The 16,567-nt window shown below is 70.0% G+C and carries 14 protein-coding genes; 7 read left to right on the top strand and 7 right to left on the bottom strand.

Translation table 11 applies throughout. From position 1 onward, the window contains the following. Window positions 1–616: 616 nt before the first annotated feature. The 4 genes from corA to BLV01_RS04695 form a co-directional block, all read right to left on the bottom strand. Window positions 617–1,609, bottom strand: coding sequence for a magnesium/cobalt transporter CorA (gene corA / locus BLV01_RS04710; protein ID WP_091794426.1), 993 nt, complete (start codon window positions 1,607–1,609; stop codon window positions 617–619). 118 nt (window positions 1,610–1,727) lie between these two features. Then, window positions 1,728–3,065: a lipoprotein N-acyltransferase Lnb domain-containing protein gene (locus tag BLV01_RS04705; RefSeq protein ID WP_139178465.1), complete on the bottom strand. Its 1,338-nt coding sequence runs from the start codon at window positions 3,063–3,065 to the stop codon at window positions 1,728–1,730. A gap of 227 nt (window positions 3,066–3,292) precedes the next feature. Continuing rightward, window positions 3,293–4,159: an HlyC/CorC family transporter gene (locus BLV01_RS04700; protein ID WP_091794422.1), complete on the bottom strand. Its 867-nt coding sequence runs from the start codon at window positions 4,157–4,159 to the stop codon at window positions 3,293–3,295. A gap of 189 nt (window positions 4,160–4,348) precedes the next feature. After that, a complete protein-coding gene (locus BLV01_RS04695; protein ID WP_091794420.1) occupies window positions 4,349–4,882 on the bottom strand; it encodes a GspH/FimT family protein in 534 nt (177 codons plus the stop codon). 408 nt (window positions 4,883–5,290) lie between these two features. Between BLV01_RS04695 and BLV01_RS04690 the strand changes: the two genes are divergently transcribed. The 7 genes from BLV01_RS04690 (at window position 5,291) to BLV01_RS04660 (ending at window position 14,083) form a co-directional block, all read left to right on the top strand. Next, on the top strand, window positions 5,291–5,818 hold the full coding sequence (locus tag BLV01_RS04690; protein ID WP_139178463.1) for a GspH/FimT family pseudopilin: 528 nt from the start codon (window positions 5,291–5,293) through the stop codon (window positions 5,816–5,818). Continuing rightward, window positions 5,809–6,321 carry a type IV pilus modification protein PilV gene (gene pilV / locus BLV01_RS04685; protein ID WP_254782495.1) on the top strand — a complete coding sequence of 171 codons (513 nt, stop codon included), beginning with the start codon at window positions 5,809–5,811 and terminating at the stop codon, window positions 6,319–6,321. Before BLV01_RS04690 ends, pilV begins: the two co-directional genes overlap by 10 nt. Further along, the gene (locus BLV01_RS04680) at window positions 6,318–7,529 is read left to right on the top strand and encodes a PilW family protein (RefSeq protein WP_175485783.1); all 1,212 of its coding nucleotides are present in this window, start codon (window positions 6,318–6,320) and stop codon (window positions 7,527–7,529) included. Before pilV ends, BLV01_RS04680 begins: the two co-directional genes overlap by 4 nt. Window positions 7,530–7,544: 15 nt before the next feature. Further along, window positions 7,545–8,030 (top strand): pilus assembly PilX family protein, encoded by a 486-nt coding sequence (locus BLV01_RS04675; protein ID WP_091794413.1) that lies wholly within the window; start codon window positions 7,545–7,547, stop codon window positions 8,028–8,030. Window positions 8,031–8,046: 16 nt separating this feature from the next. Continuing rightward, window positions 8,047–12,921, top strand: a complete 4,875-nt coding sequence (locus BLV01_RS04670) for a pilus assembly protein (RefSeq protein ID WP_091794411.1) — start codon at window positions 8,047–8,049, stop codon at window positions 12,919–12,921. A gap of 32 nt (window positions 12,922–12,953) precedes the next feature. Next, complete coding sequence (locus BLV01_RS04665) at window positions 12,954–13,409, top strand: type IV pilin protein (protein ID WP_091794787.1); 456 nt, start codon at window positions 12,954–12,956, stop codon at window positions 13,407–13,409. Between the two features lie 167 nt (window positions 13,410–13,576). Next, window positions 13,577–14,083, top strand: a complete 507-nt coding sequence (locus tag BLV01_RS04660; RefSeq protein WP_139178461.1) for a hypothetical protein — start codon at window positions 13,577–13,579, stop codon at window positions 14,081–14,083. A gap of 67 nt (window positions 14,084–14,150) precedes the next feature. On the opposite strand, the gene ybeY is transcribed toward BLV01_RS04660, so the two are convergent. From ybeY to BLV01_RS04645, 3 genes are all read right to left on the bottom strand, one after another. Next, window positions 14,151–14,633, bottom strand: a complete 483-nt coding sequence (gene ybeY / locus BLV01_RS04655) for an rRNA maturation RNase YbeY (RefSeq protein ID WP_091794407.1) — start codon at window positions 14,631–14,633, stop codon at window positions 14,151–14,153. 199 nt (window positions 14,634–14,832) lie between these two features. Further along, on the bottom strand, window positions 14,833–15,819 hold the full coding sequence (locus BLV01_RS04650) for a PhoH family protein (protein WP_091794405.1): 987 nt from the start codon (window positions 15,817–15,819) through the stop codon (window positions 14,833–14,835). Window positions 15,820–16,013: 194 nt separating this feature from the next. Next, window positions 16,014–16,256, bottom strand: a complete 243-nt coding sequence (locus BLV01_RS04645; protein ID WP_091794404.1) for a hypothetical protein — start codon at window positions 16,254–16,256, stop codon at window positions 16,014–16,016. Window positions 16,257–16,567: the final 311 nt, after the last annotated feature.

Raw genomic sequence — 16,567 nt, 5'->3', positions numbered from 1 at the left:
GCGCGCAAAACGGGCTGATACTTTGGTCTTAGGCGCCGGATCGGGGCCGTTGGCGGTGCGATGCGCGGCGGTTGGGGCGCGTGGACGGCCGGATCGCGGCGCGGGTGGGTATCCGGCTGTAGGCGCTGCGCAAGCTGCGACCGCGCAACCGCGCAACCGCGCTTGCGTCGCGGCTGTGAGGTCGCGGGTCGCGGCTCGCGCCGCTCCTACAGGGGCTGCGGCCGGATCGCTGCGTCGGTGGGCATCCGGCTGTAGGAGCTGCGCAAGCTGCGACCGCGCAACCGCGCTTGCGTCGCAGCTGCGGAGTCGCGGGTCTCGGCTCGCGCCGCTCCTACAGGGGCTGCGGCCGGATCGCTGCGTCGTTGGGCATCCGACTGTAGGAGCTGCGCAAGCTGCGACCGCGCAACCGCGCTTGCGTCGCAGCTGCGAGGTCGCGGGTCGCGGCTCGCGCCGCTCCTACAGGGGGCTTTCGCCGGATCGCCGCGTGGTTGGGCATCCGACTGTAGGAACTGCGCAAGCTGCGACCGCGCAACCGCGCTTGCGTCGCGGCTGCGAGGTCGCGGCTCGCGCCGCTCCTACAGGGGGCTGTGGCTGCGGCGCAGCCTGCGGCAACGCGCTACAGCCACTTGGCCCGCTTGAAGCCGATGTACAGCACCAGGCAGGTCACCACCACCACGCTGATCAGGACGGCGTAGCTGAACTGCCCCGCCAGTTCCGGCATGTGGGTGAAGTTCATGCCGTACCAACTCGCGATCAAGGTCGGCGCCGCCAGCAGCGCCGCCCAGGCGCCCAGGCGCTTGACGATCTCGCCCTGGCGCACCGTCACCAGCGACAGGTTCACGCTGACCGCGGCGGTCAGCATCTCGCGCAGGGTGTCGGTGGTCTCGTTGATGCGCACGGCGTGGTCGAGCACATCGCGGAAATACAGCTGGATCTCCTCGTCGATCAGCCCGCCGCGCGAGCGCGCCAGCTGGCCGAGGATGTCCTGCAGCGGCGACACCGCCATGCGCAGCCGGGTCAGTTCGCGCTTGAGGTCGTACAGCTCGCGCACCGTCTCGTTGCGGAAGTCCTCGGAGAAGATGTCCTTCTCCAACTCGTTGAGCTCCTGGGTGAAGCCCTCGACGATCGGCATGAAGTTGTCGACCACGCTGTCGAGCACCGCGTACAGCGCCGCGCCGGGGCCGTGTTCGAGCAGGTCGGGTTCGCGCTCCATGCGCATGCGCGCGGACTTGTAGCTGATCGAGGCGCCGTGGCGCACGGTCACCAGGTAGCGCGGGCCGACGAACAGGTGGGTCTCGCCGAAGCGGATGCGGTTGTCGATCTTCTGCGCGGTGTGGATGGCGATGAACAGCGAGTTGCCGTAGGCCTCGATCTTCGGCCGCTGGTGCGCGTTGTGCGCGTCCTCGACCGCCAGATCGTGCAGGCAGAATTCTTCCTGCAGCTTGTCGAGGATGCTCTCGTCCGGCTCGTACAGGCCGACCCAGACGAAGCTGCCGTCGTCGACGGCGAGCACGTCGCTGATCTGGTCCAGGGTGATGTCGCGGCGGTCGCCGTTACGGTCGTAGGCGGCGCAGTTGATGACGCATTGGGGCAGGGAAGGATCGCTCATGCGCGCATCCTGCGCCCGCGTCCGGGCGGGGGCAAGCGCGGACGCCCGCCCGCGCCCGCGCGGGCCGCGCGTCGGCGCGCAGGCCGCGCACGAGGCCGGCAATCGCCGCGGCGTCCGCTCAGCGGCGCGCGAGCCGCGCCGCCGGGCGGAAGCCGAGCCACAGGCCGAGGTGGACCGGCAGCCACAGCGCGATCCAGTGCGCATTGCGCTGCGGATACACCGGCAGCCAGTACACGAACAACGAGGCGACCGCCGCCAGCGCCACCGCCAGGCTCAGCCAGCCGAACACCGGCCCCGGGTCGCGCCCGCGCAGCGCGCGCACGCCGCCGAACAGCAGCAGCAGGCACAGCGGGTCGAACAGCAGCAGGTTGCGGTTGGCGTGGATGTAGGTGTGGCCGGTGCCGAGCCAGGCGTACACCAGCAAGGCGCCGATTACGCCGAGCGCCGTCCACAGCGGCAGCGCGGCGACGGCGAGCACGCGCGGGCTGCGCCGGCCGATCCAGGCCAGCGCGGCGCCCAGGCCGATGCCGGCCAGCGCCCACGGCCACCACGGCAGCGGCGTGGCTTCCGGCTCCGCCGGGATGTGCGAGGGCAGCAGCGTCCGCTCGGACTCCACCAGCGGCCGGCCTTCGTCGTTCTTGACCTCGCGCAGCGCCGCGGCCAGGCGCCCGGGCACGTACGACTCGGCCCACACCGGCACCGGCAGGTCGGTCTGCGGTCCCATCAGCACGTCGAGCACGAACCACATCCACGGCTCGGGCTTGGACAGGCGCAGCGCCTCGCTGCGCAAGGTGTTGCCGTGCGAGCGGCCCTCGGTCTGCCGGCGCAGGTTGCCGCGCAGGGTGCGGTCGATCGCGTCGCGCACCCGGATCGAGCAGTTGTCGTCGAAATACTGGTAGCGGTAGAACGCGTTCTGCGGCAGCGCATTGACCCGCAACGACTCGGCCAGCGCGCGCGCCTGCGCGTCGTTCAAGTCCAACCACTGCAACTCGACCTTGCGGCCCTCGTACTGGTACTGGGCCATGTCCTGGTCGAACGGCAGCGCCACCAGCCGATAGCGCATGTCGTTGCGGACGAAGCGCTGGACGAAGTCCGGATCGCTGGGGTCGAAGTAGCCGAAGTTGTACGAGACCGCCTTGTCGGTGGCGCGGTCGTACACCACCAGGGCGTCGTGGCCGAAGCGCGACCAGAATTCCTGGCCCGGCTGCATGGTGACCACGCCGATGCGCGGGACGCCGGCGGCGGCCGCGGTCCGGGCAGGGGCGGGCGGCGGCACGGCCGACGTTGCCGGCGTTGCGGCGGCGGCGTCCTGGCCGTCAGCGCCGGCCTTGGCGCCGCTGCCGGCGACGGTTTCGGCGACGCCCGCCACCGGCGGCGGGGCGGCCTGGGCCAACGGCAGCAGCGACAACAGGGCGAGCAGGGCGTAGAGCCGGACGAAGCGGGGAAGAGCGGTCACGGGCGGCTGGATCCGGCGGGACGGGTGGCGGCCATTGTAAACAGTGGCGCGGCCCGGCCCGTGGCGCTTGCCGGCTGGGCTTGTGGGAACGCCTTCGGGCCCGGCGCGTTCTCCACCGAGCGCGGCAAACCGGGCTTCGCGCAGCAGGGCCGAAATCCCGCCCCAAACGAAAACCGGCCCCAGAGGGGCCGGAATGCGGATCGATGCGCGAAACCAAACGGCGCGGTTCAATCGCCGCCGAGCACGCCCACGTGGAAGGCGTGCACCCGCCGCGCATCGGCGCTGGCGACGCGGAACACGAACCGGCCCAGGGTCAGTTCCTCGCCGGCCTCGGGCAGGTGCCCGATCGCCGCGGTCACCAGGCCGCCGATGGTGTCGTACTCGTCGTCGTCGAAGTCGGCGCCGAAGCGCTCGTTGAAACCGTCGATCGGCGTCAGCGCGTCGACCACGTACTGGCCGTCGGCCTGCGCCGCGATCAGCGCGTCGGGGTTCTCGGCCTCGTCGTGCTCGTCGTCGATGTCGCCGACGATCTGCTCGAGCACGTCCTCGATGGTCAGCAGTCCGGCGACGCCGCCGTGCTCGTCGATGACGATGGCCATGTGGTTGCGCGACTGGCGGAACTCGCGCAGCAGCACGTCCAGGCGCTTGGATTCGGGAATCAGCACCGCCGGGCGCAGCAGTTCGTGGATCGTGCCCGGCCCGTTGTCGGCGACCACGCCGCGCAACAGGTCCTTGGCCAGCAGGATGCCGAGGATCTCGTCCTTGTCCTCGCCGTGCACCGGGAAGCGCGAATGGCCGGATTCGACCACCAGCTTCATCAGGTCGAGGAACTTGGCGTCGGCCGGCAGCGCGACCATCTGCGAGCGCGGGATCATCACATCGCCGACGGTGAGGTCGGAGACCGCGATCGCGCCTTCCATCATGCGCAGGGTATCGGCGGCGATCAGGCCGTCGGACTGGGCGTCGCGCAGCAACTCGACCAGGTCTTCGCGGGAGCTGGGTTCGCCCGACAGCGCGGAGCTGATGCGGTCGAGCCAGGAGCGCCGTTTCTCGTGGGGTTCCGGCGAGTGGGTACTACTGTCGTCCTCGGACATTCGGTTTTCGGTTGCGCCCCCTGGGGGAGGGGCCGGTCCGGCAGTTTAACCCGGAAGTCGGGCCGGGAGCGGGGCGGTCCCGGGAGCGCCCCCGGCCGAAGGATGCTGAATACGTGGTTTCGATGCCCTCGCGCGATGCGGCGGCGCATCCTGCGCAGGGATGCGGGCAGCGGTGCGCGCCGGCGGCCGTCAGCGCCCGCGGCAGGCGCGCCGCTGTTCGTCGGAGCCGGGCGCGATGCGGAACCGCCCGGCATTGGACAGCACCAGCGTTTCCACGCGGTCGCCGGAACGGCTGCACAGGCTGAAGGTAACGTTGCTGCCCGAACTGCTGCCATCGGGATGGAAGACGATCCGCCGGCGGCCGTCGGTGCTGACCAGGCGCAAGCCTTCGGCCAGCGGCGGCTGGCGCTGCAGGAGGATGTCGTGGGCGCCGAAGCTGCGGTCCTGGTCGATGTCGGCATAGACCAGCCAACCCGAACTCCAGTCCGTGCCGTCGCGGCAATGCCCGCGCGGATCGCTGGGGCACAGCACCGCGACCCCGCCGCTGGCGGCGGACAGCCGGTTGGACACCAGCACGCTCTCGCCGAGGGCGGCGCGAACGCTCGCGTATCGGACCGCGAGAAAGGCCGATAACGCGGCCGGCGCCGCGACGCCCGCCAATAGCGCGGCGATCGCCAGGGCCAGTACGACTTCGACGACGGAGATTCCCTGCATTGTTTTCATGCGCCTTCCTTGGCGTGGCGTGCGAGGCGCCAGTGTCGCCGCCGCTACGGCGAGGGCGAATAGGAAAGTTCCGATCCGCGGTTCGGAGTCGGCCGCGATGTCCGCTGGGAACGCGGCCTGCGACTGCGACGATCGGCCGTCCGATGCCCGTATCGGGAGCGGGGCGGGGCCGCGCGCAAGTGCCCGCGCGCCGCATCGCCGACGAAGTTGCGGACGCCGTCGGCGCGGCGATCCAGGGCTTCGCGCAAAGCGAAGAAACTTGGACGGAATGCTTGTGATGGACGCGCACGCTTTCTACTGAATCTCTTCCGCCCGTCTTCGTTCGCCGACCGCCGATCGGTCGCTGTGTTCCCAGCCGACGTCGAGGGATCGACGATTCGTCCCGGTCGCAACCGAGGGGAAACGATCGTGCGCGCATGCAACGTACGCGGCTTCACCTTGATCGAACTGCTGGTGACGATCTCGCTGGTCGCGATCCTGCTGGGGCTGGGGTTGCCGAGCTTCCAGTACGCGATCCGCTCGAACCGGATCGCGACGTCGACGAACGAAATGCAGGCCGCGCTGACCCTGGCGCGCAGCGAGGCCATGCGCACGCCGCGCGGCGGCCATGTCTGCGCCTCGCGCGACGGCCTGGGCTGCGGCGGAAGCTGGAGCGACGGCTGGATGGTGTGGACCGACCGCAACAACAACGACGCGCCGCAGTCCGACGAGGTGTTGCGTTACTTCGCGCCCAATCCGCAGGTCGAGATCGATGCGGCGGCGACCGGCGGCGATGCCGCCCAACTTGCTTTCGACTTGCGCGGACGCTTGAAGGACGGTTATCCGCGCCGCTTCACCCTCAAGCCGGCGGACTGCGCCGCGGGCGCCGGGTTGATGCGCGAGATCAGCCTGGGCGTCGCCGGCCAGGTGCGCATGGAGCGAAAGACATGTCCGTAGCGCTGGCACGGGTTCGTTCGCGGCGCCGGATGCGCGCCGCGCCAGCGCGCCAGCGCGGTTTCAGCCTGATCGAGGTGCTGATCGCGATGCTGGTGATCGGTTTCGGATTGCTCGGCCTGGCGATGATGCAGACCCTGAGCGTGCGCTACTCGCAAAGCGCCAACTATCGGACCCAGGCCTTCAACCTGGCCTACGACCTGCTCGACCAGATTCGCGCGAACCGCGCCTTGTCCGCTCAATTCGCCCAGATCGACGAAGGCAGTTTCAGCGGCGTGACCGGCAAGAACTGTTCGCGCGCGGTCAGCGGTTTCGTCGGCCCGGCCGAGAGCGCCGCGCGCTGGAAATGCCAGGTGCGCTCGACCCTCGGCGCCGGCGCGTTCGCGGTGGTGACCCAGGACGGCGCGCGCACCACGGTGGCGATCCAATGGTCCGACGCGCGCGCCGGCGTCGGCGCGGTCGGCAACAACGCCAACGGGCGGGTCGCGGTGAGTTCCGAGCTATGACCCGCCTGCGCCGCGTTTCCGGTTTCAGCCTGATCGAACTGATGGTCGCCCTGGTCCTGGGCGCGCTGTTGGTCCTGGGCCTGCTCAAGATCTTCGATGCATCGCGGGCCAGCTACAAACTTTCCGAAGGCCTGGCGCGGGTGCAGGAAAACGGCCGCTTCGCCATGGACTACCTGCAGCGCGACCTGCGCATGGCCGGGCACATGGGCTGCCTCAACGACCAGACCCGGTTCCTGTCGGAGCCGGCGGGATTCCGCTCGGCGTTCGTCGCCCAGCAGCGGCCCAGCGCGGCGCAACTCGACGCCGCGCCCGATGCATTGCGTTTCAACCACATGATCCAGGGGTTCGAGGCCAGCGGCACCGCGCCCGGCGGCAGCGTCGGGCTGCCGGCCAGCGGCGCCTGGGCCGGCGCGCCGAACCTGCCCGGCTACATCGCCGCGCTGACGCCGGCGCCGATGGCGGGCAGCGACGTGGTCGCGGTGCGCTTCTTCTCGCCCGAGAGCGTCCCGGTCAAGGCCGTCTCCGCGTCGAGCATCACCGTCGACAGCGCGCGCTGGAACCAGGTCATCGCCGCCAACGGCTACGCGCGCCCCGGACTGCTGGCGATCGCCGACTGCCAGAACGCGACCAGCTTCGAGGCCACCTCGGTCGCCGAGGGCGGGGCCGATACGACCATCGCGGTGACGGTGTCCGGGCTCAACCGCTCCGACCTCGGCGAGGCGCCGTTCTCGCCCGGCCAAGCCACGCTCCATCGCGCCGAGACGATGGTGTATTACGTCGCGGCCAACCCCCAGGCCGGCAACGAACCGACGCTGTATCGCGCGCGCTTCACCGCCGAACCGGGCGCCGCCGCGACGACGCTGGTCGGCGGCGCGCCCGAGCCGCTGGTCGAAGGCGTCGAGAACATGCAGTTGATCTACGGCCTGGACAGCCAGACCGACCAGGCGCGCCAGCCGACCGGTTTCGTATCTCGCCAGGCCGTGGCCAGCGCGGTGCAGCCGGGCGCCGACCCGCTGCCGTGGCGGCGGGTCGGACTGGTCCAGGTCGGGTTGCTGCTGCGCAGCGCCGACGGCGCCGGCACGGCCGCGAACCTGATCGCGGAAAAGCCGCGGTTGCTCGGCGTGCAGACCGCGCCGGCCGACGACGGCCGCTACCGCACCGTGTACGAATCCACCATCGCCTTGCGCAACCGACTGTTCGGGAACTGACCGGGAGCACGCCGCATGTCCTCCAACCGCCTTCATCCGACGCCGCCCCAGCGCCAACGCGGCGCCGCGCTCTACATCGCGCTGATCATGTTGATCCTGCTGGCCTTGCTGGGCCTGGTGGGCATGCAGGTGACCGGCATGCAGGAGCGCATGTCGGCCAACTACGGGCGCGTCAATACGGCGTTCCAGAACGCGGAAGCGCTCGCCCGGCAACGCGAGACCGCGATCCGCTCGGCGCTGTACGGCGCAGGCGGCACGTTCCAGGCCGACGAGGAGCTGTGTTCGACCGCCTACGACCCGTCCACCTGGGCCAATGCGGCCGCATCCGACAGCGCCACCCATACCCGCCGGATCGACAAATGCCTGTCCGCCTCCAGCCTGGTCGTCGGCGGCAAGAAGAACGAAGACACCGGCAACATCTACCAGATCAGCGCCCTGCGCGGCGACCTGGACGCGAACGCCGGCGCCAGCGCCGCCATCGACACGATCTTCATTCCCTGATCGGGCGGGTTACGACATGAATTCCAAGACCCAATTGCGCAACGCCGCCTGCTTCGCCGTCGCCGCGTGCGCGGTCGCCGGCTGGCTGTGGCTGAGCCATTCCGGCGACAGCCGGGCGTCGATCAACGATTACCCGATGGCCGAGAAGCCGTTGTACACGGCCAATTCCGTGCCGCCGCTGATGATGATGGTGGCGTCGCGCGACGAGCAACTGTTCGAGCGGGCTTACAGCGACTACTCGAACCTGACCGACGCCGACGGCGACGGCCTGCTCGATCCGACCTACGACAACGCGATCACCTACGAGGGATACTTCGATCCGGAGTTGTGCTACGCATATGACACCGCGAAGAAGGTCTTCAAGGCGGCGCCCGGACGCAAGAAAGACCACAAATGCAACGGCCAATGGAGCGGCAACTTCGCCAACTGGGTCGCGATGAGCCGGCTCGACCTGCTGCGCTACGTGCTGTACGGAGGCAAGCGTTCCACCGACTCGGCCGGCCTCACGGTCATAGAACGCGCCCACCTGCCCAGCGACAGCCACGCATGGTCCAAGGTCTATCGCGGCAGCGACATCGCCAGTTACGTTCCGGGGGCGAGCGCGCCTACGACGTTCTGCAACGTCAGTCTGCAAGACGGGCCGCTGGAGCTCGACAGCACGGGCAAGGGGGCACCGTTGCTGCGATACGCGTCCGGGGCGTATCCCAGCTGGGGCGTGACCGAGTACGCCCAGTGCGTAGCCAAGCTGGCGCCGTTGAACGTTCGCGGCGGCCCGCCCGACGGCGACGGCGACCGGCCGGCGCGCGCGGCCATCGTCGACAGGGTCGTGCGGATCGAGGTGTGCGATCCCGCCGCCGCCGCCGACGCCCGCGAGTACTTTTGCAAGCCCTACGGCGGCAGTTCCTGGAAGCCGGCCGGCCTGCTGCAGGAATACGGCGAAACCGGGCGGCTCCGCTTCGGCCTGATCTCGGGGACCTACAGCCGGCCGCGCGACGGCGGCGTGCTGCGCAAGAACATCGGCCTGTTCGCCGGCAACGGCGCCGCCGCCAGCGGTTGCGTGGCGGGCGATGAGGTCGATCTGGCGAACGGCAAGTTCTGCAATCAGGTCGATGGCAGCCAGGGCATCGTCAATACCCTCGACCGCTTCAGGCTGGTGAACTGGGACGGCCGGGGCATCGGCTGGAACTCGACCAACATTGCGAGCAGCGACCCTGACGAACGTTGGAATCTCACCTACAACTGGAACGGCGACTGTCGCGGCGCCCTTTCGAATTCGATGATCGTCGATCCCGGCCCGGCCACCGCCTACGCATGCACGCCTTGGGGCAACCCGATCGGCGAAATGTACGCCGAGGCCTTGCGTTACTTCGCCGGGAGCGAGCCCACCGGGACCTTCGCGACGGTATCCACGGTCGGCGATGTCACCGGAGCGCCACGTCCGGCCTGGGTCGATCCCTACGGGCCGGCTCAAGCCTACGGCGGCGGCAACGGTTACTGCGCCAGTTGCCGGATCATGATCCTGTCCAGCGGCACCAATACCTACGACGGCAACAATATCCCCGCCTCGCCGTCCGGACTGGACTCCGCGGCTGTCGCGACCGCTGCTTTGGGACAGACCGAAGGGCTCGAAGGCAAGCGCTATTTCGTCGGTTTCGGCGCCACGGCGCCGCCGGCGAACCTGTCCCAGTCGTCGGCCACCTTCGTCTGCACGGCCACGACGATCTCGAACCTGGCCTGGGTGCGCGGCATCTGCGACGACGCGCCGCAGCGCGAAGGCAGCTACATGGTCGCCGGCCTGGCCAAGACCGCCTACGAGCGCGACCTGCGTCCGGACCTGGCCAACAAGGGCCGCCCCGCCGGCAGGATCAACAACGTCGTCACCTATGCCGTCGCCCTGGCCGATACCTTGCCGAAGATCGAAATCGAGATGGGCGGAACCGGCGCGGCGGCGCGAACCATCACCCTGTCGCCGATCTGCAAGGCGGACGATTTCTCGACCGGCAGGAGTTGCCAGCTGATCGACACGCAGGCCGGCCAGCAGGCCGGCGCGGACGGCCGCGTGTATGGCCGGCATTTCCGCACCGACGGCAGGGCCGGCAGCCTGATGTACACCTGGGACGGCGCCTTGGCCGGCGAGGCGAACGACCGCGACGTCGCCTTCATGATCAGCTACTGCGTCGGCTCGGCCTGCAGCGTCGAGACGACCGCCGGCTTCGCCGGCTACGACGTGTGCTGGGGGACCGGCATCGACAGCGACACCGCAGTGCAATCGGCGCCGGTTTGCACCGCGGGCAATCAACGGCCGGTGGTCGCCGAAAACGAGGTGTTGGTGCGGGTGGAAGGCATCGGTTCGTCCTCGGGCGGGCATTTCCACATGGGATTCGGCGTCGCCGGCGCGCTGTCCGGGAACGGCGCCTATCCGGGCGTCTATCGCCACGACCCGCCCGAAGGCGCAAGCAATTGCCGCAGGCCCAATGGCGCGGTGTGTCCTCCCAGCGCGACCTTCAACCTGCTGACCGGCGAGTCCCCGGACAAGGTGCGTTGGCCGATGAACAACGCCTTCAACCGCCAGTGGCGGCGGCCGGTGGTGCGCAAGTTCACCGCGGCCGACCAGGCGTCCGGCTCGCTCGAATCGCCGTTGTGGTTCGCCGCCAAGTACGGCACCCAGATCGGCGACAGCGCCGACAACGATACCAACCCGGATTGGGACAACGACGGCGACGGCGAGCCGGACAACTACCTCATCGCCCGCGATCCGGCCAAGTTGAAACGGCAACTGCGCGCGCTGATCGAAGACGCCGCGGCGCCGCCGTCGGTCAGCGGCGGCGGCGCCGCGGGCGCGCGCCTGACCCCGGATGCCTCCTTCGTCATCGATGCCTCGTTCAAGATGGAGACGACCAAGGCGACCAACGACTGGGTCGGGAATCTGTCCGCGTACGGCCTCAATCAAGACGGCAGCCTCGGCGGCGAGCGCTGGAGCGCCGCGAAACTGTTGACTGCGCAGGCCGCCGCAGGGGCGCGCAAGATCCGCATGGCGCTGGAGCCGACCAAGGTCGGCGCGAACGGCGCGGTCCGGGCCGCCGTCGCGGTGCGCGATTTCACCGCGAGCGAGCTCGCTGCGAACCCCTTGATCGCGCCGTTGCAGCGCCTGGGCCTGACCGGCGCGGAGAGCTGGATGGCCGGCAAGACCGCGGCCGATGTGGTGGCGTATCTCAGGGGCGCGACCAATGCCGCGCCGTTCCGCAGGCGCAGCGAGGTGTTGGGCGACATCGTCAACTCGACCCTGGAGATCGTTTCGTCCAAGGACGACTTCGGCTGGGGCGACTGGGCGCTGCAGGCGTCGCCGGGATGGAAGAGCACGCTCGGCAGCAGCTACAAGACCTTCGTCAAGAGCAAGAGCGCGACGCGCAACACCGCCTACGTCGGCGCCAACGACGGCATGCTGCATGCCTTCGACGCGACCGCCAGCGGCGGCAGGGAACGCTTCGCCTATATCCCGTCGGCGGCGCTCTCGCGCATGGGCGACCTCGCGAACCCGCAATACGATCATCGCTACACCATGGACGGCGACGTGGTGTCGGGCGACGTCCCCACCTCCGCCAGCGGCGGATGGCGGACGCTGCTGGTGGCCAGCGCCGGCGCCGGCGGCCGTTCGGTGTCCGCGCTCGACGCGACCGATCCCGACGGATTCGGCAGCGCCTCGGTGTTGTGGGAATTGCGCGGAACCGACGGCGACGGCAGCGCCGCGGCGACCGACGACCTCGGGCATGTCCTCGGGCGGCCGGCGATCGTGCCGATCGTCGGCGATGGCGCGGCCGGCGCGCCGCGTTGGGTCGCCTTGTTCGGCAACGGCGTCAACGCCAGCACCGGCGCGCCGGTGCTGTTCGTGGTCGATGCGAACACCGGCGAGGTGCTGGCGCGGCTGAAGCCGGCGGGCGCGGCGTACGCGGTCAGGAACGGGCTGATGAACATCGCCCCGGTCGCGCTGTACAACAGCGACGGCCTGGTCGACACGGTGTACGGCGGCGACCTGCAGGGCAATGTGTGGAAGTTCGATTTGTCCGCGGGCGCGGCCGGCCGTTGGTCGGTCGCCTTCGGCGGGACACCGTTGTTCAGCGCCAAGGACGCGGCCGGCGTCGCCCAGCCCATCACCGGCGGGCTGGAAGTGGCGCGCGGCCCCGGCGGAGGCGCGGCGGTGTATTTCGGTACCGGCCGCTACTTCGCGGTCGGCGACAACATCGTCGGCAGCAATCCGCAGGTGCAGAGCCTGTACGGGATTTTCGATCGCTGCGCGAGCGCCGCCTGCGCCACGCCGGTGCGCGGCGACCGGACCGCGGTGCTGGGCGAGCAGGTGCTGAGCGCGGGCACCAACAGCGCCGGCTACCGCGTGCGCAACGTGAGCCGCAACGAACCCAAGCAGGCGGGCTGGTTCATCGACCTCAAGGCCGGAACCGCGGTCGGCGAACGCTTCATCGGCCGGCCGCGGCTGCAGAACGGCAAGGTGTTCTTCACCACCTTCGAGCCGCTGGGGAACGACTGCGAGGCCGGCGGCCGCAACTGGTTGTTCGGAGTGGACATGTACTCCGGCGGCGGATCGATGGCCGGCGTCAGCACCTCGCCGGGCGGCAGCAGCGTATGCAGCGGCGATTGCGGCAGCGTGTCGCTGGACAACAAGGTGAGCGCGCCGGCCAAGGACACCACGGTCTTGCTGCCGCCGCCGCCGGGCTCGCAGATCGTCGCGTGCGGCACCGATCCGAATTGCTCCAGCGAGGCCGCGCTGCGCGAGCAACTGGCCGCGAAGCAGTGCTCGATGGTCCTGCGCAGCAACGGTTCGGGCCCGCTGTACTTGCCGCGTCCCTGCGGACGGCAGTCGTGGCGACAGGTGCGCTGATGGTTCCGTCGACGAGCATGGAGAACTCCGGCATGCCGGTTCATGATGTCGCGCGCGGCGCCCGCGATCGCGCGCGGGCGCACGCGGGATTCACCCTGATCGAGCTGATGATCGCAGTGGCGATCGTCGGCGTGCTGGCGGCGATCGCCTATCCCGCCTACGAAGACAGCGTACGCAAGGGGCGGCGCGCACAAGCCAAGGCGGACCTGGTGGAACTGGCGCAGCGCGCGGAGCGCTTCTACACCTTGAACAACACCTACGCGGGGTTCTGGGCCAGCGTGCCGGCGGGCGACAAGCGTTCGCCGCGGGCCGGGCAGGCTTTCTACCTGCTCGAGCGCACCTCGGGCGACGCCGACGCCAATGCCTTCAGCTTGTCGGCGACGCCTACGGGAACGCAGACGGCCGACAGCGGATGCGGAACGCTGAGCATCAATCAGGCCGGCGCCCGCTCCATCTCCGGTTCGATGGAGCCGGCGCGGTGTTGGTGACGGTCATCGCCGGCCGGCGCGGCCGCATCCAGGCGCGGCATATTCCTACCCCGGTGCGGGGCGAAGACCGCCGGACAGCGGGCGGCGGATAGCCGAGCATCGCTTTCGCCGGTGCGGCTCATCCGCTCGCCGGCGATCCCAAGGAGCGGTTTTCAAGGAGGAATGCGATGCGAATCGGCGGTTGTTGGTGGGGCGTGGTGTTGGCGCTAGGTTCGTTCGGGCAATGCAGTCGGGCCCAGGCGGCGCAAGTCGAGCCGCAAGCGGCGGCTTCGAACTACATCGAAGTCGGCGGCTATCTGCGCAGCGAAGCCGAGATCAACGCCTGGTACGAGTTGCTGTATCGCTTGCGCGAGAACTTCGACGAGATCTGCGGCGACACCTTTTGCGAGGGCGACTACAGCAACATCCAGGCCCTGCGTTTCGTCTGCTCGGTCGAAGCCGGCAGCGGCGTTCTCGGGCAATGCATCTGGGCCTTCGCGGCCAGCCACGAAGAGGTCGATGTCGCGACCGGCCGGGTTGCGGTCGCGCCCAAGGCTTGGCGATGCCGGGCGCCGCTGGCGCGAAAAACCACCGTACAGGCCTTGCTGGGAGCGCTGACGGGCGAACGCCCGCTGTATGCGACCTTGCCGGGGACCACGCGGTCCATCTACGACGGGCTGGCCGACTGCCTCTGAGCCGCGCCGGCCGCAGCGGCGTTCGCGGCGCGCGGCGTTCGCGCTGCGCGCCGGCGATCGCCCGGGGTCAATCGTCCAGGTAGGGATCGGCCACGCCGAGCGTCGCCAGGATCTCGCGCTCCAACTGTTCCATGCATTCGGCCTCGCGCTCGTCCTCGTGGTCCCAGCCGAGCAGATGCAGCACGCCGTGGACGGTCAGGTGCGCGTAGTGGTCATTGAGCGCCTTCTTCTGCTCGCGCGCCTCGCGCGCGACCACCGGCGCGCAGATGACCAGGTCGCCGAGCAGCGGCAGCTTGACCCCTTCGGGCAGCCCCTCGGGCAGGTCGGCCGGGAAGCTCAGCACGTTGGTGGCGTAGTCGCGGCCGCGGTAGTGGCGGTTGAGCGAACGGCCTTCCTTGCTGTCGACCAGGCGGATCGCCAGGTCGGCCTCGCGGATGCGGCCGTCGAGCGCGGCGGCGACCCACTTGCGGAAGCTGGTGGCGGCCGGCAGTCCCTTGCGCGGCAGGGCGTAGTTGATGGCGACATCGAGTCGGACGGGACCTTTGGTCATCGTGGCGCTCACTGGCAATGCGAAGGTTCGGGTGGTGCGGTGGCGGCGACGCAGCTGCAGCCGCGGGCCGGCGCTCGTGGTGCGGCGGCCGGGGCCGGGCCCTGGCCGTCGCGGTGCAGCCTGCGCGGCCGCGGTCGCGCCGCTGCCTGCGCGGTCGCCGCAGCCGAACCGGCGGCGCGCGGGCGTCCGGGCCGTCGCCTCAGGCGGCCGGTCCGGTCTGCGCGTCCTTGGCGTCGCGGGCGTCGTAGGCGCTGACGATGCGCGCGACCATGGGGTGGCGGACCACGTCCTTGGCCTCGAAGAAGGTGAAACTGATGCCGTCGACGTTGCGCAGCACGTCCAGCGCGTCCCTGAGGCCCGACTTGACGTGCTTGGGCAGGTCGATCTGGGTGAGGTCGCCGGTGACCACCGCGGTGCTGCCGTAGCCGATGCGGGTCAGGAACATCTTCATCTGTTCGATGGTGGTGTTCTGCGCTTCGTCCAGGATCACGTAGGCGTCGTTGAGGGTGCGCCCGCGCATGTAGGCCAGCGGCGCGATCTCGATGACGTTCTTTTCCAGCAGCTTGACCACCTTCTCCACGCCGAACATCTCGTACAGCGCGTCGTAGAGCGGGCGCAGGTAGGGGTCGACCTTCTGGGTCAGGTCGCCGGGCAGGAAGCCGAGCTTCTCGCCGGCCTCGACCGCCGGGCGCACCAGGATCAACCGCTGCACGCGCGATTCGTTGAGCGCCTCGACCGCGCTGGCGACGGCCAGGAAGGTCTTGCCGGTGCCGGCCGGGCCGATGCCGAAATTGATGTCGTGGGTGGCGATCGCGTGCAGGTACTTGGCCTGGTTGGCGCCGCGGCCGCGGATGGTGCCGCGCTTGACCCGGATCGCGACTTCCTGCGGTTCGAAGTCCTGCTGCGCGACCTGTTCGGCGCCGCTTTCGGTCAGCGCCAGGTGGATCGCGTTGTCGTCGAGGGTTTCCTCGGCCGCGTCCTTCCACAGCCGGCGCAGCAGCTTCTCGGCCTGGCCGACCGCGCCGTCGGGGCCGTCGATGCGGAAGATGTTGCCGCGGTTGGCGATTTCCACGCCCAGGCGCAGTTCGATCATGCGCAGGTGGCCGTCGAACGGGCCGCTGAGGTTGGCCAGACGCTCGCTGTCGGCGGGGTCCAGGGTGAATTCGGAGGCGGTGCGTGCGGGCATGGCGGAAGCGTAGGCGGATCGTGCACGCGAGGCGTGCTGGGGTGTCACAGCTTGCGCCTGTCGGCCGGTTTTCGCAAAGCCGCGGCGGGCGGGACGCGGCGGATCGCCAACGGGACGCAGCGGGGCGTCGGGCCGAATCGATGCGATCGGGGCGGTGCGCTCGCGCCGGCGCCGCAGCGGCGGTTCGGCGAGGCTCAGCGGCGCGCGCTGCGCAGCGCGCGCCAGATCCGCACCGCGCCGACCACGACCAACACGGCCGAGCCGACCAGCCACAGCAGCGATACGGTGTCGGTTGCGAACCCGCCGTGGCGGGCCGCGCGCATCCACGCGCGCACCAGCCCCAGCGCGCCCAGGCCGAGGAACCAGAAGCCCAGCGCCTCGCGCGACAGCAGGCCGGAGGCGGGCGGCGGCGGGGCAGGGGCGGGCGATGGCGGCATCGGCGGACTCCTTCGGCCCGCGATGCGGCGCGGACCCGGCGGTGGCGACAGGATCGCGGGCCGGCCGCGCGCAGGCAAGGGGCGGATCGTCGCGGTGGCTGCATGGGGCGCGGTCCGGCGGCGGATCGGGTTGCGCCGGCACCGTCGCAGACGCTGGGGATGTGGTGGGAGGGACTTCAGTCCCGACGCTTTGCGTTCAGGTCGCTGCGAGCGGATCGAACAGCGTCGGGACTGAAGTCCCTCCCACAACAGGCCCGCATTACTCAATCGCGATCGTCGCCACCGCCACCGCCGCCAATGTCGCCGCCACT

The sequence above is a fragment of the Lysobacter sp. yr284 genome, assembly GCF_900107375.1.
GTDB lineage: Bacteria > Pseudomonadota > Gammaproteobacteria > Xanthomonadales > Xanthomonadaceae > Lysobacter.
The sequence above is the reverse complement of the archived record's forward strand: the minus strand, read 5'-3'. Positions and strand labels throughout refer to the sequence as shown.